At 59.0% G+C, this 19,680-nt stretch carries 15 protein-coding genes; all 15 read right to left on the bottom strand.

Going from position 1 to position 19,680, the window contains the following annotated elements; all coding sequences use genetic code 11:
• Window positions 1-338: 338 nt before the first annotated feature.
• The 15 genes from L6R21_07150 to L6R21_07080 all read right to left on the bottom strand — a co-directional run bounded on the left by L6R21_07150 (window position 339) and on the right by L6R21_07080 (window position 19,678).
• Window positions 339-2,162, bottom strand: a complete 1,824-nt coding sequence (locus L6R21_07150) for a M20/M25/M40 family metallo-hydrolase (protein MCK6558961.1) — start codon at window positions 2,160-2,162, stop codon at window positions 339-341.
• 598 nt (window positions 2,163-2,760) lie between these two features.
• Window positions 2,761-3,897, bottom strand: a complete 1,137-nt coding sequence (locus L6R21_07145; GenBank protein ID MCK6558960.1) for an AAA family ATPase — start codon at window positions 3,895-3,897, stop codon at window positions 2,761-2,763.
• Between the two features lie 226 nt (window positions 3,898-4,123).
• Window positions 4,124-4,525: an MmcQ/YjbR family DNA-binding protein gene (locus L6R21_07140; GenBank protein MCK6558959.1), complete on the bottom strand. Its 402-nt coding sequence runs from the start codon at window positions 4,523-4,525 to the stop codon at window positions 4,124-4,126.
• Window positions 4,522-4,869: a hypothetical protein gene (locus tag L6R21_07135; protein ID MCK6558958.1), complete on the bottom strand. Its 348-nt coding sequence runs from the start codon at window positions 4,867-4,869 to the stop codon at window positions 4,522-4,524. Before L6R21_07135 ends, L6R21_07140 begins: the two co-directional genes overlap by 4 nt.
• Window positions 4,870-4,923: 54 nt before the next feature.
• Window positions 4,924-5,265 (bottom strand): DUF962 domain-containing protein, encoded by a 342-nt coding sequence (locus L6R21_07130; GenBank protein ID MCK6558957.1) that lies wholly within the window; start codon window positions 5,263-5,265, stop codon window positions 4,924-4,926.
• Between the two features lie 49 nt (window positions 5,266-5,314).
• Entirely contained in the window at window positions 5,315-6,238 is a 924-nt protein-coding gene (locus L6R21_07125) for a hypothetical protein (GenBank protein ID MCK6558956.1), read from the bottom strand.
• 133 nt (window positions 6,239-6,371) lie between these two features.
• Window positions 6,372-7,703: an argininosuccinate lyase gene (gene argH, locus L6R21_07120; protein ID MCK6558955.1), complete on the bottom strand. Its 1,332-nt coding sequence runs from the start codon at window positions 7,701-7,703 to the stop codon at window positions 6,372-6,374.
• A 155-nt stretch (window positions 7,704-7,858) separates the two neighbouring features.
• On the bottom strand, window positions 7,859-8,284 hold the full coding sequence (locus L6R21_07115; protein MCK6558954.1) for an HNH endonuclease: 426 nt from the start codon (window positions 8,282-8,284) through the stop codon (window positions 7,859-7,861).
• A gap of 2 nt (window positions 8,285-8,286) precedes the next feature.
• Complete coding sequence (locus tag L6R21_07110; protein ID MCK6558953.1) at window positions 8,287-8,706, bottom strand: hypothetical protein; 420 nt, start codon at window positions 8,704-8,706, stop codon at window positions 8,287-8,289.
• A 175-nt stretch (window positions 8,707-8,881) separates the two neighbouring features.
• The gene (locus L6R21_07105; GenBank protein ID MCK6558952.1) at window positions 8,882-10,141 is read right to left on the bottom strand and encodes an argininosuccinate synthase; all 1,260 of its coding nucleotides are present in this window, start codon (window positions 10,139-10,141) and stop codon (window positions 8,882-8,884) included.
• A gap of 477 nt (window positions 10,142-10,618) precedes the next feature.
• Window positions 10,619-10,852 (bottom strand): hypothetical protein, encoded by a 234-nt coding sequence (locus L6R21_07100; protein MCK6558951.1) that lies wholly within the window; start codon window positions 10,850-10,852, stop codon window positions 10,619-10,621.
• Window positions 10,853-10,935: 83 nt separating this feature from the next.
• Window positions 10,936-13,122 (bottom strand): glutamine synthetase III, encoded by a 2,187-nt coding sequence (locus L6R21_07095; GenBank protein MCK6558950.1) that lies wholly within the window; start codon window positions 13,120-13,122, stop codon window positions 10,936-10,938.
• Window positions 13,123-13,508: 386 nt separating this feature from the next.
• Window positions 13,509-15,764 (bottom strand): TonB-dependent receptor, encoded by a 2,256-nt coding sequence (locus L6R21_07090; protein MCK6558949.1) that lies wholly within the window; start codon window positions 15,762-15,764, stop codon window positions 13,509-13,511.
• Between the two features lie 750 nt (window positions 15,765-16,514).
• A complete protein-coding gene (locus tag L6R21_07085; protein ID MCK6558948.1) occupies window positions 16,515-17,489 on the bottom strand; it encodes a xanthine dehydrogenase family protein subunit M in 975 nt (324 codons plus the stop codon).
• Between the two features lie 86 nt (window positions 17,490-17,575).
• A complete protein-coding gene (locus tag L6R21_07080) occupies window positions 17,576-19,678 on the bottom strand; it encodes a xanthine dehydrogenase family protein molybdopterin-binding subunit (protein MCK6558947.1) in 2,103 nt (700 codons plus the stop codon).
• Window positions 19,679-19,680: the final 2 nt, after the last annotated feature.

The following is a 19,680-nucleotide window of genomic DNA, read 5'->3' as shown; positions in this document are numbered from 1 at the left end:
GTCGCGCAGCATGGGGCAATCACAAATCCTGTAAATCGTCGTCTTACCATGAGACAATCAGGATGAATCGCAGCGCATGAATCTGCGCGGTTTACCGGCGCCGGGTAATCCGCCCAAAAACTCGGGAGATTTTAAACAAGTATTATGCCAAAATTTACCGCATTGAAAATTCAGCCAATGGCAGGATCTCTCCGGAAACTCATGCCTGCAGGCGCCAAAACAAACATCCGGGCGTGCGGGATCACACTGCTCAAATTCAGAATCGCCTCGCCCGGATGATTGCCCTGGCAGGCCGGTCAGGCATGTTCCGCCCACCGGCCGGATAGCGGCCGCGGCGGTTACATCCGCCGGCTCGGCTCCAGGGTGACGGTGAACACCATCTTGTTACCGTTTCGCAACGCCACGATCTCCACCTCCTGCCCCGGCGCATGCTCGCCCAGCGCATAGGTGTAATCGTAGATGTTCTTGATATCGATAGCGCCGAACTTGATGATAATGTCACCCGTCTGCAGCCCGGCGCGTGCTGCCGGGCCGCCCTCGCGCACGCCGCTGAGCCTAAGCCCTTCCACCTCGGCGGCATAGTCGGGCATGGTGCCCAGACTGACACGAAAGGCCGTCATCGGCCGGCGTTCTGAATCGGTTTTTGTAAATAGCGGCAGAGAGTCGGAATTGGCGATTTCTGTAATCGTTTTCGCCACCAGTTGCAGCACTTCCGCCTCGCCGGCCACGTTGATCTTGTCGGCATCGTCGGTCACGCGATGATAGTCTTCATGCAAATCGGTGAAGAAAAACAGCACCGGAATATTCTTGAGATAGAACGAGGCGTGATCGCTCGGGCCGTGACCGTCTTTCACCAACTTCAGTTTCAAATGCGTGTTCGCCTTCAGGCTGTCCACCAGCGTCTGCCAGCGCGGTGAGGTGCCGACGCCCTGCACGATCAGCGTGCTGTCGCGCAGGCGGCCGATCATGTCCATGTTGATCATCGCAATCGTCTTTTCCAGCGGCAGCGCGGGTTGATTCACATAATGCGCGGAACCCAGCAGCCCCAATTCCTCCCCGGTAAACGCGGTGAAGACCAGCGAGCGCCTGGGCTTCTGCGGCTGGGCCGCGAAGTATTGCGCCAACTCCAGCAAACCGGCGGTGCCGGAAGCATTGTCATCCGCGCCGTTGTGAATGCCGTTGGCGCTGTCCGGGCTGCGGCTGCCCTCCTGGCTGCGGCCGAGATGATCATAATGCGCGCCCACCACCACGGCCTGCTGCTGCAATTCCGGATCGCTGCCGCGCAGCACGGCGACAATATTCGCGGCCACACGGCGAATCGGTTTGACCTCCGATTGCAAGTGGACTTGGGCAGCCGGCAGTAAAACGGAATTCGGCTGGCGCGCGGCATTGATGCGCTGTTGCAACGAATCGAGCGACTGGCCGCTGCCCGCGAGCAGCCAATCGGCCACGTGCCGTCTCACGTAGATGACGGGCAAGCCCGCGTCAGTGGCGGCGCGATCGTAGCGCAGCTTGGGCAGGGCATCGCTGGTGTCGCTCAGGCTGCCGGTGGTCACCAGCAACGCGGCAGCGCCTTGCTCGCGCGCGGTGGTGGCTTTGTGGCGCAATCCTTCGAACTTCGCGAACGGGCTGTGCGGATCATTGAGGCCCGGTGAGAAGCGCATGATCAATACGACTTTTCCTGCTGCGGCCACACCGGCGTAGTCATCATAACCGTGTTCTTTGGCGGTGATGCCGTAGCCGGCAAACACAATGGCGGAATCGAGCGCGAGCGTGTCGGTCGCTGAAAAACCCGCGGGCATGAAATCGACGCCGACTTTCCAAGTGGTGTCTGCCGCGCCGCGCGTGAAGCGCAGCAGATTGTGCGGCCCCAGCTCGAGATCGCCGATGAAATCGAATTTTTGGAAATAGGAGCCTTGGTCGCCCGCCGGTTCGAGTTTGAACCGCTTGAACTCCGCGGCAATGTAATTGGCGGCCAAATCGCCGCCGGCCGTGCCGGAGAGCCGGCCTTCGAGTTGATCGGAAGCGAGATAGTTGACATGATATTGCACGTCGGCTGCCTGCAGATCCACGGCGCTGGCACGATTGAGCGGCGGGGCTTCCTGGCAGCCCGCGGCCGCCAGACTCAACGCAGCAAGCACAACAACCAAAGTCTTGGTCATGATTACATCCAATCGAGTTGATGAGGTGAGACACATGTAGCGTAGCGGCACTATTTCATTGCCCAACAAACGGCCGGAACGATACCGAATTTCAGCGGGAAAGTCAAGGCAGAGTGAGCGGGCGGGGTGCGATGGCAAAAATCGCTTCGCCAAGACAGTGTTTGTACCATAAGGACTCGTGGAAGGAGCTTGGGCGGTTTACCTTTTTGCGGCAGGGGCCGTTAGCCTCATCATTGCAACAAAGTCATATCTCCAGATCAAGATCGCATGGTGTTCCGCGGAAAACCGTACACAGAGATTTCTTGGGGGGAACCTTCAGTTCATCAGACGTGCAGCGTTGCGAACCAGCTTCTGTTTCGCAGCTATTGTCCCCTTTATCCCCAGCTCCCTCCTCACCCTTGCCGGCAGGCTCGCAGCCACGAGATGATAAGACTCACGCAGCAATTGCCTGAGCATCGTGGCTGGCAGGGCCTTCGGCTGGGTCACCAATGCCCAATTGTAGCGGGCAAGATACGGCGCGCGATCAATGCCCTCTTTGCTGATCAACGTTGAAAACAGCCAGGGCGTCGTGCGGAAGGAAACATGCGGGAAACGAATTCTACAATCCCAACTCTTCCAGCCCGGCCAGCCAGGGGAAACAGGCGACAGCGCCGATTTTCTTGGGCGCGGGATCGAGCGACAGGCAGAAGGCCTCGCTGTTGGGAATGTCGTTGCCGAGCTGCTGCAAAGCGCGAACGTCATCTTCGGTCACGCGCGCCGTGGATTTGATTTCGACGAGCGCGCGCTTCAGTCCCGGCCGCTCGATGATCAAATCTATTTCCACCCCGTCTTTGGTGCGCAGATAGGAAAGCTGGTAATCCTTTTTCGCATAGGATTGCAGCCGGTTGATTTCATTGATGACGAAATGCTCGAACGCCATGCCGAACGCCAACGTCTGTGGCTGCAATTCCACCGTTAGCGTGTTGTTGAGAGCCCGCTGCACGCCCGTATCGAAGAAATAGAATTTGGGGTTGCCGAGCTGCCTCTTGCGGATGGATTCATGGAACGGTTCGAGCAGAAATCCCACGAGGGTGTCATCGAGAATCTGAAAATACGATTGCACAGTGGGTGTGCTCGCGCCAACGTCGCGCGCGATTTTCGAATAATTGATGATCTGCCCGCTCATTTGCGCGGCAACAACGAGAAAACGCCGAAACGGATCGAGGCGGCGCACGACCTGCTCTGCCGTAATTTCCTCTTTGAGATAGGTGTGCGCATACGTGCGCAGAAATTCGCGCTTGTCCGCCTCGTTTTCAAAAGCAAAGAGGCGGGGCAGTGTTCCCCAAGCCAACGCCGCGTCAAGCGAGAATTGCCCGCCCAACTCGCGTGCGGTAAGAGGATAAAGATGATTGACAAAAGCGCGGCCCGCGAGCAGATTTGCGCCGCCACGTTTCAGCTTGCGCGCGCTCGAACCCGACAGCGCAAACTTGAACCGTGAAGACTCGATTTGTTGATGCACCACATCGAGCAGCTTGGGTACTTTTTGAATCTCATCCATCACGATCCATTCCGTTTCATTTCCCAAGGCGGCCAGTTGCTCAAGCAGTGCCTGCGGCCGCAGGCTGAAGGTCTCGTTCACTTCCGGCGAAAGAAGATCGAAATAAGCCGCCTTCGGAGGCTTGAAATGCTCTTTCAGCAGGAAAGTCTTACCTGTTCCGCGTGCGCCGAACAGGAAAAAGCTATTGTTTTTTCGCAACTTGATCAGTCTGTTAAACATGGTTTAAATTTGTCCGCCATTTTTAAAGTTGGGTTGCCGGAGAATCTAATTCAGCAGCATGCCAAAGTCAAACCATTTGAAATGGCTGTTTGGCTCTGCGGCAACAGATTCCTTTTCTGCCCACGAAGCACGCGAATCACCCGAAATGCTTTTTCGCGTATTTCGTGTATTTCGCGGGCAAAAATCTAGATTTGCCAATCGAGAATTAGCGTTTCGTGCGGCCGCGTTTGGACGCTGGCCTTTGCTTGGATCCCGATGTCTCTTGCAGCCCCAACTCTCTCCTCTTCTTCGCCGGCAAGCCCGCCGCCACGAGATGATAAGACTCGCGCATTAATTGCCTGAGCATCGCCGGCGGCAAGGCCCTCGGCTTGGTTACCAACACCCAATTGTAGCGGGCGAGATACGGCGCGGGATCAATGCCTTCTTTGCTGATCAACGTTGAAAACAGCCAGGGAGTCGTGCGGAAGGAGACATGCGAGAAATCGGCAAGCTCGAACATGGCGAACATCTTGCCGCCCACCGAAAAGACGAGATTGCTTTCCCATTTAACATCCTCGGTGATGTGCGGTAATTTGCGGCAAAAAGTGGCAAAGGTTTTGAAGCTCATATGAAATCATCCGGCAAGTATTTGAGGCGCAATTTGAGATTGAGGCCGCGGCACGCCTTTTCGAGAACTTGAAAATAGGGCGACCAACCAGGCATCGCGCGCGGTCGCGCATAAAAAGTCAGCACTGTGATTCTTCTGCGCTTGAGTTGTGCAATGATTTTTTGCGACAGTTGCGTGACTTCTGCGGGCGAAAGCGCCTGATCGTAATACGGAATTTTCGTTTGTGGCGTGAGCAGGCCATATCTTCCCGACAAAATCAGCATCGGCAGGCCAGCGCGCCGGCTCTCACGCCAAACCCAGCGAATGCGGCGGCTGAGGTATCTTGCCAGCGCGGGCAGCGGCACCGCCGCTCGGCGCTTGCGTTTGCAGCACGCTGTGCACAGATACTCCACCAAAAGTCAGCCTTTCTGATTCTTCAATTCCAGCCTCTGCCTCTCCTGCTGCAGCCGGCCGGCGAGCATCAAGGCCCACATCTTCCAGTCACCCAGAAACGAGAAAAACGGATAAGTAAACGTCGCGGGCCGGTTTTTCTCCAGCCAGAAATGGCCCACCCAGGCGAATGCATAACCGGTCAGTAAGGCGGTGAGCAAAAACCAATAGCGCTGCGTGGCCACCGCAAAGATGATCTGCGCCAGCGCCAGTGAAGTACCGATGAAATGGAGCCAGCGGTTGGCAGGCGCAGCATGCTCGCCGAGATAGAACGGCCAAAACTCTGCAAAGGTTTTGAGCGTTTTGGGCATGTCACTCTCCTCCTCATCAGTTGGTGTGAGTGGGATGGGATAAGCGGCCTCAATTCACCAGTTCATTGAGAAAATGATACAGCGCGTGCAAATGATCGGTATGGTCGGGTCCGGCGTTGCCGGCAAAACCGAGGACGGTGAAGTGATGGCGGCGAGCCTCACTGATTTGCTGCATACCCAATGGCCCCCACGCCAGTACCGGCCGGCGCGGCATGCCGAGCTGCTGCAAAACAAAATCCGTCGCCTCGGTGGTGCTAACAAACGTGCCGGGAAAAATCTCGGAATGAGTGATCAGGAATCGCTTGCGGGAGTCTTTTGCGGCCGCGCGGCGCGCAAAGCGTACGAAAGCGGCCAAATCAGCCGCCTGCATCTCGCCGCCCTCGGCCAGCACGCGGTATTCCGGAACATAACTCGCGTGAATGCCGTCGAGCAGGAGAATCGCGTCAACGCGGGCCTCGTTTTGCGGCGTGCTGATGATCTTGCGAACCGCGCCGTAGCCCGCGCTGAAGCCGCTCAGAAGAATGCGTTGCAGCGCCACCGGCCGGCCAAGTCTTTGTTGCAGGCTGTCCTGTAGGGCGCGCAGCAAAGCGGGAAAAGCGGTGGAATCTTCAAAAGCACGGCCGTAAACGCTGGAGCCGGAGCCGAGATTGATGGTGGCTGCCAGCAGCGGCCGCCGGTGGCGTACGGCAGCATATTCGGTGATGAATTCCGCGCCGTGAAAATGCAGCAGCAGATCGAAGGCTCGGGCTTTTCTCCTTTTTTCTGGCAGAAAAACCCGCACTGGCTTGGGCAGCAGTGCCGCGATCTCGAAGTGAATGCCGGGCTGTGTTTGCTGGGGAATGCGCTGATGCAGCCGCGCCGTCTCGCGCAGGGGTGAGGGATTTTGCGGCCGCGGTTTCAAGCTGTCCGGCTGCTGGCTGCGAACGGGCGGGATGACAAGTAATAGCAGAAATGAAATCAACGGAAATCTCATGCCGCATGCTCTACATTGTTCCGCGACGGCTGGGCCGTCGCATAATTCCGCTGTTCATCAAAATGCAAGATCCGAATCTCACGGTGAGCGTGCTACTCGGCCGGCAGGCCACGGCCAAGCCGTGCCGGAACGATCATCGCTTTCGCACCAACCACTTCTTCGCTTCGCGCAACTGCCGTTTTACTTGCGCCAACGCGGTCCCGCCAATGGCATTGCGCCGCTCGACGCTGGCGCGCGCATCGAAGCAATTTGAAACATCATCACCGAACGACGAATGCAACTTTTGCCAATACGGCAAGGGCAATTCATGCAACTCGCAACGTTCGTGTTCGGCTTGTTGCACCGCCCGCGCCACGAGATGATGCGCTTTGCGGAAGGGCACGCCTTTGCGCACGAGATAGTCGGCAATGTCGGTCGCGAACAGGCTGCCGTCGAGCGCGGCCTTCATCTTCTCCGGCCGGAAACGGCTGGTGGCCAGCGCGCCGGCAAACACTTCCAGGCAATCCTGTGCCGTCTGCAGCGCTTCGAACACGATCTTCTTGTCCTCCTGCAGGTCGCGATTGTAGGTGACCGGCGTGCCTTTTTGCAGCGTGAGCATGGCGGCCAGCAAGCCGATCAGCACGCCGGCTTTGCCGCGCACCAACTCGAAGGCATCGGGATTTTTCTTGTTGGGCATCATGCTCGAGCCGGTGGCAAATTTTTCGCCGGGATCGAGAAAGCCGAATTCCTGCGTGCTCCACAAAATGAAGTCATGCGCATAGCGGCTCAGCGTGGTGCCGAGGTCGGCGCACACAAAGGTGATTTCATTGCAGAAGCTGCGGCTGCCGGTGGCATCGATCGAATTCGCCGCGATTCGGCTGAAGCCCAGCTCTGCCGCAAGCAGCCGCCGGTCGATTGCAAAGGCGGTGCCCGCCACCGCGCCGGCGCCCAACGGCAACTCATCGACTCTTTGCAGGAATTCCTGCAATTGTTGGTGATGCCGGCGCAAGGCTTCAAACGCTGAAAGCATATAATGCGCAAGCCGGACGGGCTGCGCTTGCTGGGTGTGAGTATAACTGGGAAGGATAATTTCTTGCGAGGCTTCAGCTTGCTGCACGATCGCATTCACGCAAGCATGCAGCGAGGATTGCAATTCACGGGTTTTACGTTTCAAATAGAGGCGAAAGTCGGTGACGACTTGATCATTGCGGCTGCGGCCGGTGTGAATTTTCGCGCCAGCGTCGCCGCTCAGCTCCGTCAGGCGGCGTTCGATGGCGACATGAATGTCTTCATCCTGAGGTCGAAAGCGAAAACGATTCGCACGAAATTCTTCGGCAATGCGTTGCAATCCGTTTTGAATGCGTTTCTCCTCCGCCGCCGACAAAATTCCGGCGGCACGCAAGGCTGTGGCCCAGGCCTGATTGACGCGAATATCTTCCCGCCACAACCGCCCGTCGATGTCGATCGAGCGGCTGAATTTTTCCATCAATTCTGCCGGGCCGGAGGTGAAGCGCCCGGCCCAGACTTTTGTGGATGTGCCTTTATCAGCTTTTGCTTGAGAATGGCTTCTGGTCAGCTTGCGTTGCAACTGGGTCTCCTGTCATTAGATGATGAGATGTTGATATCTGCTTCAACCTGACATCAAATATCATCCGGTGGGTGCCAGCCCACTTTTACCCATTGCCGGCGAGCATAAACGATAGACTCATGATTAAGTTGTAATGCGATGACCGTGGCGCGACCAATCGGCGTAAGCCCGAGAATCCTTATTCCATCGACGCTCCATTCGAAGTGTTCATGCCAATCTTGAAATCGAGGACTAAAAATAGCGACGGACAATTTCGTGACAGGATCTTCCGCGCGCGTTAGTGCGCCTTTAAATTCGTTGCACGGGCGGCAAGCAACCCAAAGACTATTCTCTTCAGATTGACCGCCGGCAGCCAGCGGGATAATGTGATCGAGGGCAAGACGAATGCCGGTGAGTTTCTCGGAGGTCAGGCAATATCCGCAGCGATAATCCGCTTGCGCCGCGATGCGGCGGCGGATCTTGGCGAGACTCTTCGCCATGCTTATCGAGGCCGGGGGAGTTTTGTCAAAGGGGGCAACGTGTGGCCGCGCCACTTGAGCAAGGAATAGGCATAGGCTTTGTGCAGCATGAGCCTCTCACTCTCTAGGCGCAATTCCTTCAGACGCTCGCGTTCGATCACGGTTATCGAACCGGCGCTATTCCGCTGCAAAAGACGATCATATTCTTTGCGGCCTGCCGGTGAAAAAGTACGGCGGGCGAGTTGCCATAACTCCGCATCATCCAGTTGCGCGAGAGTCTCCAACTCGGCTTGAAGCTCGGAAGGCAAATCATCGGATACCGGACTGGCTGCCGCGATCACGTCGACAAAAACTTGTTCGATGGGTCGCGACGTCATCTTGGCGGTTCTCTGCGCCAGCCGATAAACGGAAGCGGGAACCTGCAAAGTTACGCTGACACTCACCGGCCGCATCCTTATTTGAGAAGAATTTGTAGCGGTTTCCAACTACCATCGGCGGATCTTTTGCAATCGCAGCAACCTGCGCATGACGGGCAGGCGCTGCGCTTTGAATCGAAAACTGCTACAAATGTAGAAGGATTTTCAAAAGATTCAAGCCTGAATTATAAACGAACCCGCCTCAATCCCGCTTGAACTTGCTGTAATCCGGATGGCGATACTCACTCAGGCCGCTGCCTTCGATATCGATCAGCGCTTTGACTTTGAGCGGCAGGCCGAAGAGATTGATGAAGCCTTCGGCATCCTGCTGGTTGTAGACGTCATCTTCGCCGAAGGTGGCGTAGTCTTCACGATAGAGCGAATAGGGCGATTTGCGGCCTTCGACCATGACGTTGCCCTTGTAGAGTTTCAGCCGCACCGTGCCGGTGACTTTCTCCTGCGTCTTTTGCACGAAGGCATCGAGCGCCTGGCGCACCGGCGTGTACCATTGGCCGGTGTAAATTAGCTCGGCGTAGCGCGGCGCGAGCATTTCTTTCATGCGCAAGAGCTGACTGGTGAGCACCAGGCTTTCCAGCTCCTGATGGGCGGCGTAGAGAATCGTGCCGCCGGGGGTCTCATAAACGCCGCGGGATTTCATGCCGACCAGCCGGTTTTCCACCATGTCCACGCGACCGATGCCGTTGGCGCCGCCCAAGCGGTTCAATTCGGTCAACAAGGCCACCGGCGACAGGGCTTCGCCGTTGAGCGCAACCGGCTCGCCTTTTTCGAAGTCAAGCGTGACAATTGTCGGGCGGTCCGGCGCTGCTTCCGGGCTTACGGTGAGACTGAAGACTGCCGGCGGCGCAGCTTGCCAGGGATCTTCCAATTCACCGCCTTCGCTGGAACGATGCCAGAGATTTTGGTCGTGACTGTAGATCTTGTCCAGCGAGGCGCTGATGGGAACCTTTCTTTCGTGGGCGTAGCGGATGGCGTCTTCGCGCGAACGGATGTTCCATTCCCGCCAGGGCGCGATAACGCGCAGCTTGGGGTTGAGCGCTTTGTAGGTCAATTCAAAACGGACCTGGTCGTTGCCCTTGCCGGTGCAACCGTGGGCGACTGCATCCGCACCCTCCTTCTCGGCGACCAAGACCTGGTGTTTGGCGATCAGCGGCCGGGCGAACGAAGTGCCGAGCAGGTATTTGCCTTCATAGATGGCGTTCGCTTTCAAAGTCGGGTAAATGAAATCGCGCACGAACTCTTCACGCAAATCGTCGATATAGATCTTGCTGGCGCCGGTTTTGATGGCCTTTTCCTCCAGCCCTTCCAGCTCTTCGCCCTGGCCAATATTGGCGGTGTAGGCGATCACTTCACAGCCGTAGTTTTCTTTGAGCCAGGGAATGATAATCGAGGTGTCGAGTCCACCGGAATAGGAGAGCACGACTTTGCGAACGGGATGAGGCATTGAGAGCGTTCCTTTCTGTGTGCAGTGAATGGCGTTGAGCGAATTGCTTCAGTCAGAGCGGGCGACGCCGGTAATTGTCGAGGTCGGCGATTGTCATCTCATCGGGCGGGACCAGGCGATAGTGCCGTTCGGCCGTGAGGGCGAGGCCATTAGTGTGCACCTGCAAATAAGCATGGACAGGCCGCGCCTTCTTCCGAACTTGGGCAGGGCGTGAGGCTGAAGGCCCACAAGCCTGCATTGGGATAGAAGCAGTTGGCGCGCTGTTATCTTGACGAAAATGTCCAATGCTGAACGGGACAAAAAAATGGGCATAGTGCCGAGTGCCTCACAAGATTCTTCTGAATGACAGGGCAAACGAATCACGCATACAGAACAGAATAGCAGCGCACTGGCTCGCCGTTCAGTCTTCGTCCGCAGACCTACTGCGGCGCTGATGATTGTCGCGGCAGCCTTGATTGAGCCAGAATTTCTAAGCTCTCACACCGTCAACGGCACCAGCGGCTCAAAGCAGGCACGTTGCGGCCGGCAGGCGTCGGCGTGCACGGGACAATCATCGGGGCCAAAGGCATCCAGCGTTTTCAGGCAGAAGCACGGAGTGTGGTCGTTGGGATGGTAGGGCGCGTTCGTGCTTTGCCACCCCGGAACGTAATTGGCACGCGTGCGGAGATTGCCGCAGATTTGCGCAGGAGGCAGATTGCTGGTGAGAGACATGGGTCGCTCCGTGGGTAAAAGGTGAAAAGCGGCACGCGTCCGCTCCTGCCAGGGAGCCGGAAGGAGCGGTGCGCACGCCAGGATTATTTCACGAACAACATCTCGCTGTAGATCGGCAGCGGCCAGTAGTCATCCGGCAACGCTTTTTCCAGCCGGGCCGCCGCAGCGCGCACGCTGTTCATCGCGGGGATGACATTGTCGCGCATGTGATAGGCTTTGGAATGCACCGTGTCGCCGCCGAGCTCGGCATTGACCACCAGCAGCTTGTCGAGCGCTTCGCGGAAATCATTGGCATAGCCGTTAACTTCCTGCAGCGTCCTGGCCACACCCGCCGGGGTGGCGCCGTTGCGCTGCAAGCCTTCGGCGGTTTGAGAAAGGTCATGCAGGTAGCGAATCGCGGCCGGCAGAATCATGGTCTGCGCCATCAAGGCCGTGGTCTCGGCCTCGATGTTGACGGTCTTGAAATACTGATCGAAGAAGATTTCTTCCCGCGCTTCCAGCTCGCGCTGATTCAAGACCTGGTACGTTTCGAAGAGCTTCACGTTCTTCTCCTCGTGCAGCCGCTCGAAGGCATCGAGCGAGTTGCGCAAGTTCCACAGCCCCCGACGTTCCGCCTCCTGATGCCATTCGGCCGTGTAGTTGTCGCCGTTGAAGATGATGCGGTTGTGCCGGTGCAGCACCTCCTTCAACACGCTGTGCAAAGCCTGCTCGAACGGCATCTTCTTCCGCAAGTGCTCTTCAATGGTGGTGGCCATCTCCTCGATGGCCGCTGCCACGATGGTGTTGAGCACCGTGTTCGGAAACGAGATCGACTGGCTGGCGCCGACCGCGCGGAACTCGAACTTATTGCCGGTGAAAGCAAACGGCGACGTGCGGTTGCGGTCGCCGGCATGGCGCGGCAGATGCGGCAGCACCGCGCTGCCCAAGCCGAGCAGGTCCTTCGACTTGCTGCTCTCCGGCTTGCCTTTTTCGATCTGTCTGAAAATGTCTTCGAGTTGTTCGCCGAGGAACACCGAGATGATTGCGGGCGGCGCTTCATTGGCGCCCAGGCGATGATCGTTGCCGGCATGGGCGACGCTGGCGCGCAGCAAATCCTGGTGCTCGTCCACCGCCTTGATCACCGCCGCGCAGAAGAACAAGAATTGCATGTTGTCGTGCGGCGTCTCGCCCGGCTCCAGCAGGTTCATGCCGGTGTCGGTGGCCATCGACCAGTTGTTGTGTTTGCCGCTGCCGTTGATGCCGGCAAAGGGTTTCTCATGCAGCAGACACACCAGGCCGTATTTGCGCGCGGTGTTGCGCATCACCTGCATCATCATTTGTTGATGATCGGCGGCGAGATTGCTGTTCTCGAAGATCGGTGCGATTTCATACTGCGCCGGCGCCACTTCATTGTGCCGCGTCTTCACCGGCACCCCCAGACGATAGAGCTGGTACTCGACATCGGTCATGAAGGCGAGTACGCGCTCGGGAATGGAGCCGAAGTAGTGATCCTCCAGTTCCTGGCCGCGCGGCGGTTTGGCGCCAAACAGCGTGCGGCCGGTGGTCACCAAGTCCGGCCGGCGGTAATAAAACTCTTCGTCAATGAGAAAATACTCCTGCTCGGCGCCGACGGTGGTGTAGACTTTGTGCACGTTCTTCACTTCGAACAGGGCCAAGGCCCGCAGCGCCTGCCGATTCAGGGCTTCCATTGAGCGCAGCAATGGCGTCTTGTGATCGAGCGCCTCACCGGTCCACGAAGCGAATGCGGTGGGAATGCAGAGCGTCGCGCCGTGATGATTCTTGATGATGAAAGCCGGCGAAGTGGGGTCCCATGCCGTATAGCCGCGCGCCTCGAAAGTTGCGCGAATGCCGCCGCTCGGAAACGAGGACGCGTCGGGCTCGCCCTGGATGAGATCTTTGCCGGAAAAACGGGCAATCGCGCCGCCGCCGACATTGGGCGTAACAAAGCTGTCGTGCTTCTCGGCGGTCAGGCCGGTGAGCGGCTGAAACCAGTGGGTGAAATGGGTCGCACCATGCTCCACCGCCCATTCTTTCATGGCCAGCGCAACGACATCCGCAAGCTTGGGATCCAGCGGCTGGCCTTTGTCAATCGTTGCCATCAGCGACTGAAACGTCTCCTTTGGCAATTTGTCGCGCATGACCTCCATGTTGAAGGTGTGCTCGCCGAAAATGGAATTGATGTCAGCCGTAAGCTGTTGCGGCGCACTGCGCAAGACCCAGTTCTTGGCAGCGGCCACCACGTCATAACGTCGGGCAGAGTTCTTGGGCACGGGAGAGTCCTCCTAATGATGGTTGTTGATGTAGGTCAAATCCTGTTGCAGTTGGAATGGTTCACGGATTTTGCGCTACCTCTCGCTTGACAGGAGTTTGATGGCTGGGTGGGATTATAAGGGGATTTTTTGACTTTCAAAAGAAGTTTGTTGGGCACGGCGCCCAAGAGGCTGCCGGCGCGGCGGGTTGCCGGCCCCTGCCTGCCGCTCAGGCGCGCACTGCCGGCGGTGAATGGCGTTCACCGCAGCGGGCGCCTGAGCACAAAGCGGAGACCGGCGGCTCGCCCCTGCCGGCTGCGGCCCGGCAATGACGGGACTCTCCCGTCGTGGCGTCATTGCCGGTACCGCGGCCTCAGGTCAGTCAGGCATGGGGAAACAACCATGCCTCAGAAGTGCATGGAAGTCTTGAGATAGAAATTCCGGCCGGATTGCGGAATGTTGCTGCGATCCAAATGCTCGTGATAGAACACGTCAGTCAAATTCTCCAAACCGGCCTGCACCTGCAGCCGGCTGCCCACGCGGAGGCCGGTGCGCAGGTTGTAGACGGCAAAGGCAGCGGTCTCATCTTCGCCGGTAAAGGGCGACACTTGCCCCTGGCGTGCCGCAGCGCGGGTCTCGACTTGCACCCAGAACAGATTGGACGGATTCACATAACGCACACCGCTCAGCGTGGACAGCGGCGGGATTTCCGGCAGCGGCGCATCGCGCTCGAGATCGCGGCCCTTGGTGAATGAGACATTGCTGAAGAAGCTCAATCGCGCCGGCCCCTGCCAGTTCAAATCCACGTCCACACCATAAATCTGGGCGCTGCCGAGGTTACGATACACTTTCACACCGCGCGCGCCCATGCTGCGCGGCTGCAAGTCACTGCGCACTTCACCGCTGATGTAATTTTGCAAGCGGTTGAAATACGGCTCAGCATGCACTTGGAATTTTTCGGCGCGGTATTGCATGGAGAAATTGGCGGCCCAGTTGGATTCGGACGCGAGGCCGGGCGCGCCGATATGATCATAACCATCCAGGGCATTGAGCGAATACCAGCCGTAGCGTTCCTTGTGGCTGGCCGGCCGCACGCCCCGTCCGAGCGCCAGGCTCATGCTCCACGTGGCTTGCGGATCGAAGTTGAACCGGACGAAAGAATCCCAATTGGTTTCCGAGGCTTTGCTGTCGCTGCGCTGGTGAAAGCGGAGGAATTCCGCCGGCGCAGCCTCCGCTTCTGATTCCACCCGGGCGGCACGGCCACCCGCGGTGACGCTCCACGCCGTGCCGAACACACGGGTGAACTCGGCAAAAGCAGCATAGCTGCGCATTGTCACCTCCGGCCAGGTAAGGCTGGACATGCGCATGCCGGTGCTCTTGGTGAGCATGTCGCGCCGGGCGGTGGCAAACATCTGCCAGGCGTCGGCGCCGAATTTGACCGTTGTGCGATGTTGCCGCCATTCCGCGATGGCATTGCCGCCCGTGGTTTCGGTTTCTCCCAGAACGGACATCTCGCGCATCTTTGCTTCTGGCCGGTCGAGATTGTCCATCAAGTGCGAAACTTCGCTGCGGTAGGCTTTGAGTTGAAGTTGCGAGATGCCCAGCGGCGCGGCCGCGGCCAGGTAATCAAATCCGTAAAGCAGCGCCTGATGATCGCGCGTGTCCATCGGCAGCGCGGGAAAACCCGTGTCTTTGCCGTCGCTGCGATAATGCGCCAGCCGCACTTCATGATTTTTCGCCAGGCGCACCCCGGCCATGGCATCGACATGGGTGTCGTAATAAGCCGAGTATGGCACCTCACTGCGCGCCGAGGTGTAATTATCGCCCGCCTGCCGGCTGAGATTGAGCTGCAGCCCGACGCGCGAGCTGCTCATGCCCAACCGCACGCTTTCCTTGTCGCCCGAGGCTGCGCTGTGAAAGCTGCCGCCCACGGCGCCGGTGAACAGCACGCCCTCCTGCCCGGGGCGGTAGACCGGCCGCAGCTTGGCGAGATTGATCGTGCCGCCCAATGCCGAGCCCAGTCCGGTGACTTCAAACGGGCCTTTGACGATCGTCAACGCCTCCAACTCCGCCAGATCGGCATAGGCCGTGGGCGGATCCATGCGGCCGTTGCACGCCGGCTCCACCTTGATCCCGTCGATGGTGACGTTGATCTGCTCCTCTTTCAAACCACGGATGACCGGATCATAAGCCACGTTGCCGCGCGCCACCGCATGCAAGCCGGGCAGGTCGCGCAAAATTCTGCCGCCGCCATCGGGATTGCTGCGCAAGGCGTTTTGCAGAAAGGCATCGTTGCTGCGTTCCGCCAGCACCACCACTTCATTGACCGTTTGCAGAATCGTGGGCCGGAGCTCGATTTGCACCGCGGCAAGATCATCGGTCTGGCGGTTCAACGTTACAGTGACTTCGGCGTAGCCCAAATGTTTGGCCACCAGATCCAAACGCGCGCGGTGCGGCACATGAGTGATTACAAAATCGCCGCTGGCATCGGAGGTGGCGCCGCGCAGGGTGCCCTGCACCAGCAAAAGGACATCCGCGATGCCTTTGCCGCTGTCGCGATCAATCACGCGGCCGCGAATTTCATGGCCGGCGGATTGCGCCAGGACCCCGGTGGCTAACAACCATAGACCAATCACAGCATGAATGGATTTATTGCAATACATGTTTGTCTCCGTTTGATGAGGTTGATTCTTTCACCTTTCACGCCCCGCGCTGCCTCAGCACCAGGCGTGCGCCGGCGCTGCCGTGCACGTCCCGTGCGGGCGGCCGGCTCATGTCGGTTGAGCCGGCACAGCGTCCGGGAGAAAGCACGGCCGCCGGGTGAAGCATGCTTCACTCGTGAAATGGTCAGCAACAGCATGGCATTCTAGACCGGAGAGAATCGCGGAGGCGGAACCTCGGGCGGCAGACAATATCCCGCCGGAGGCCTTGGTGAGGTGAGAGCCAGCCAACCAAACAGCGGGGACTCCAAACGAAATTTTTGACTCAACAGCAAATAGTCTTTCGGTGAGACCACCAGAATGACGCGGGGCGATTCCGGTGCGGCAGGCAGGTTGGTGCTTTGACAAATGACGGTGACACCGGTGCCCGAACAACAACTCCCCTGGCATTTACAGAGGCCGCCCGCTGCTGCACAAGGGCATTGGTGGGAGGCAGCAGCCGGCGCGCCGCTGAGGCCACCAGGATCACTCGCGACCAGGCCATGCAACAGATGATTGCTCAGCGGATGACAGATCGAGTAGAGGAACGCCATCAGCACGGCATATCCCAGCGCTCTGACCGACCGCCTCGCCGCACAACGCAAGCCGGCCTTGCGCTTCTTTCCGCGCGGCTGTCGCAACCTACTGGCAAGGGCGCCGGCTGTGGGAATGAAGTTCGACATGTCGGGGAATCGGACGCGCAACCCAGCCTCGCTACTTCACCAATTTCTCCAACGCCCGCCGGACCATCACCTTGGTGAGCTGGACTTTGTAGCCGTTTTGACTCAGCGGAATCGCGTTGGCGGTTGCGGCCTCCGCTGCTTTGGCCAGCACGGCGGCAGTGAGCGTTTTGCCCTGTAATTCCGCCTCCGCAGCCGGTACGCGCCAGGGAATGGGCGCGACGCCGCCGAGCACGAGCCGCGCCTGCTGGCAGACCTTGCCTTCCATTTGCAGCACCGCAGCCACGCTCACGATGGCAAAATCATGTGATTGCTTTTCACGGAATTTGAGATAGGTGCTCTTGGTGCCCGCTGCCGGCGCGGGAACCTTGACCGCTGAGATCAGCTCGTTTGGCCCCAGAACATTCTCGCGCATGAGATTGTCTTCCGGCAGTTGATAGAATTCTGCCAGTGCAAGCGAGCGGCGGCCGGTGCCACTCAAGAGATCGAGGCGCGCGCCCATTGCCATCAGCGCGGGCGCGGCATCCGAAGGATGTACGATGAAGCTCGGGCCGCCGCCGAAAATGCAATGATACTTGTTCAGCCCCTCCACGGCAAAGCACAGCTCGCCGCCTTTTTTCAAACAAATGAGATCTTTCTCGCGAAAATACCAGCAGCGCGGCCGCTGGCAAAGATTGCCGCCGAGCGTGCCCATGTTGCGCAATTGCGGCGTGGCGATGCTCTCGGCAGCTTCGGCGAGCGCGGCATAGTTCTGCCGCACTTCGGCGTTCTCGGCGATCTCGGCGATCGTGGTGAGCGCGCCGATTTCGAGTCCGTCGCCGGCTTTGATATAGCTCAATCCCGGAATGCTTTTGAGATTGATCAAACGCTGCGGCTGCGCCAGCCGCTCTTTCAGCAGGTCCAGCACGTCGGTGCCGCCCGCAAGCAGCATGGTTTCCCCCCAATTGCGGCTCAACAACGCCGGCACCGATTCCAGAGTTTTGGGATTGACCAGCTCGAAATCGAACATTGTCTATTCTCCTGCCGCTCTCATCAAGGCCTTGTCGGTTTTGGAATCCGGCTTGAGGCCGGCGCTTGGATCTTCCGGCTGCGTTTTCAGGAATGCAGCGCTGCCAGCACGCGATCGGGCGTCATGGGCAATGCACGCATGCGTTTGCCGGTGGCATGATAAACGGCATTGGCGATCGCGGCCGCGGTCGGAATCGTGGGCGGTTCACCGATGCCGATCACCCCGCGTTCGGGTTGATCATAGATGATCGCCTCGATCTTCGGCATCTCCAAGGCGCCGACGATTTTGTAGTTTTCGAAAGTCGGATTGATCAGCACGCCGGTGAGCGGATCCATCAGACGATCCTCATAGAGCGCGTAAGAGATGCCCTGAATCACGCCGCCGATGACCTGGCTCTCGGCCGTCAAGCGATTGAGCACCAGGCCACAATCCTGCACCGCGAGCATGCGCAACACGGTGACCACACCGGTTTCGGTATCGACCTCGACTTCCGCAAACTGGCAGCCCGCCACGCCCGCGGAAGACAGACCTTCCACCCATTCACCATGCACCACCAAGGGCATCGTGCCGAACAGCGCACAAAGCTGCTTCCAGGAAAGGGCATTTTTCGCGTTGCCTTTGACGAAAGCGCGGCCGTCCGCCAACTGCACCTCGGTCCTGGCGGCGCCAAAATGCTGGGCAGCCACCTCCGTGAGTTTGTCCTTGGCCTTTTCCGCGACATTCTTGATGGCGGGCGCAACCGACGGCGCCGTGGTGCTGCCGCCACTGGCGCCGGAATACGGATATTCGGTATCGCCAATCATGGCCTTGATGGAAGCGATCGGCACGCCCAGTTCTTCTGCGGCCACGGCTGCCACCAGGGTGCGCGTGCCGGTTCCAATGTCTTGCGTGCCGCAGCGCACTTCGATGCCGCCATCCGGCAGAATGGTCATTTGCGCCTGCGTGCCGCGGCCGCCCGGCCACCACACCGCCGCGCCCAATCCCATCCCGCGTTTGATCACGCCGCGGCTGGCATTGGGCCGCGGTGCCCGCTTGGACCAACCGAAGCGCGCGGCCGCCATTTTCCACTGCTGCTGGCGCGTCTCATTCGAATCATTCTGCAAACGGAAATCCAGCGGATCGAGATTGAGTTTTTCCGCCAACTCATCCATCACCTGTTCCATCACGAACGAGGCTTGCGGGCAGCCGGGCGCGCGAAAGGCGCGCGCCGCACCGGCGTTGGTGTACACGTCGTAGTGTTCGGTGCGCGAGTTGGGGACATCATAGGCCAGCGGCAGCGCGGGCCGGGCGTTGTTGCCGATGCCGGCGGTGCCGTAGGTCTTCGCGCTGAAGGCAATGAGTTTGCCGGCGCGCGTTGCGCCGGCCTTGATCTCGGCAATCAAGTTCGGACGATTGCCGGCGCTGATCGAATCTTGCGGCCGGCTCAACATCAGCTTCACCGGCGCGCCCGTGGCTTTGGCCAGCCGTGCGGCGATGACCGAGTAGCGCCCTGCCTGCAGTTTGCTGCCGAAGCCGCCGCCCATGTAATCGCAAATCACCCGCACTTTGCTTTGTTCAATATTGAGGAATTTCGCAATGCCGTCGCGGCTGGCATACACGCCCTGAGTGGAGTCCCACACGATCAACTCGTCCCCCTCCCACTTTGCCACGCTGCCATGGACTTCCAAACAGGCGTGCACCTGCACCTGCGTGCGATACGTGCCCTCGACGATGACGGCCGCCTGCGCGAACGCGGCAGCGAGATCGCCCTCGCTCTCCACCCGCGGCTCCCGCACGTTGCTTTGCTCCGCATACACGCGCGGCGCCTCGGGTTTCATCGCTGTCTCCAAATCCACCACGAACGGCAGGACGTCATACTCCACCTTGATCCGTTCCAATGCGTCGGCGGCAATTTCCGGGGAAGTGGCCGCCACCGCCGCCACTTCCTCGCCCGCATAGCGCAGCGTGCCGGTGGGATGCACATCGGTCAATACCGCTTTCACGCCCGGCAGGGCCAGCGCCGCGCTCGCATCAATACGCTTGATCGTGGCAGCGGGATGTGGTGAGGACAGGAGCGCGCCGTAGAGCATGCCCGGCAGCTTGAGATCATAGGTGTATTTCACCGCGCCTGAGGCTTTGCCCGGGCCATCCAGGCGCGCATAGCCCTTGCCCAGATAGGTCATCTGGTCGAGTGGTTTCCATTTCGCCATGA

It is taken from the genome of bacterium (assembly GCA_023150945.1).
Classification (GTDB): Bacteria; Zhuqueibacterota; Zhuqueibacteria; order Zhuqueibacterales; family Zhuqueibacteraceae; genus Coneutiohabitans.
This window is presented reverse-complemented; position numbering and strand designations above follow the sequence as displayed.

Bases quoted from the DNA above. Each gene is read 5' to 3' on its own strand.
- L6R21_07080 (MCK6558947.1), bottom strand. From the start codon at position 19,678: ATGGCGAAATGGAAACCACTCGACCAGATGACCTATCTGGGCAAGGGC.
- L6R21_07140 (MCK6558959.1), bottom strand. From the start codon at position 4,525: ATGAGCTTCAAAACCTTTGCCACTTTTTGCCGCAAATTACCGCACATC.
- L6R21_07115 (MCK6558954.1), bottom strand. From the start codon at position 8,284: ATGGCGAAGAGTCTCGCCAAGATCCGCCGCCGCATCGCGGCGCAAGCG.
- L6R21_07085 (MCK6558948.1), bottom strand. From the start codon at position 17,489: ATGTTCGATTTCGAGCTGGTCAATCCCAAAACTCTGGAATCGGTGCCG.
- L6R21_07125 (MCK6558956.1), bottom strand. From the start codon at position 6,238: ATGAGATTTCCGTTGATTTCATTTCTGCTATTACTTGTCATCCCGCCC.
- L6R21_07100 (MCK6558951.1), bottom strand. From the start codon at position 10,852: ATGTCTCTCACCAGCAATCTGCCTCCTGCGCAAATCTGCGGCAATCTC.
- argH (MCK6558955.1), bottom strand. From the start codon at position 7,703: ATGGAAAAATTCAGCCGCTCGATCGACATCGACGGGCGGTTGTGGCGG.
- L6R21_07130 (MCK6558957.1), bottom strand. From the start codon at position 5,265: ATGCCCAAAACGCTCAAAACCTTTGCAGAGTTTTGGCCGTTCTATCTC.
- L6R21_07105 (MCK6558952.1), bottom strand. From the start codon at position 10,141: ATGCCTCATCCCGTTCGCAAAGTCGTGCTCTCCTATTCCGGTGGACTC.
- L6R21_07150 (MCK6558961.1), bottom strand. From the start codon at position 2,162: ATGACCAAGACTTTGGTTGTTGTGCTTGCTGCGTTGAGTCTGGCGGCC.
- L6R21_07090 (MCK6558949.1), bottom strand. From the start codon at position 15,764: ATGTATTGCAATAAATCCATTCATGCTGTGATTGGTCTATGGTTGTTA.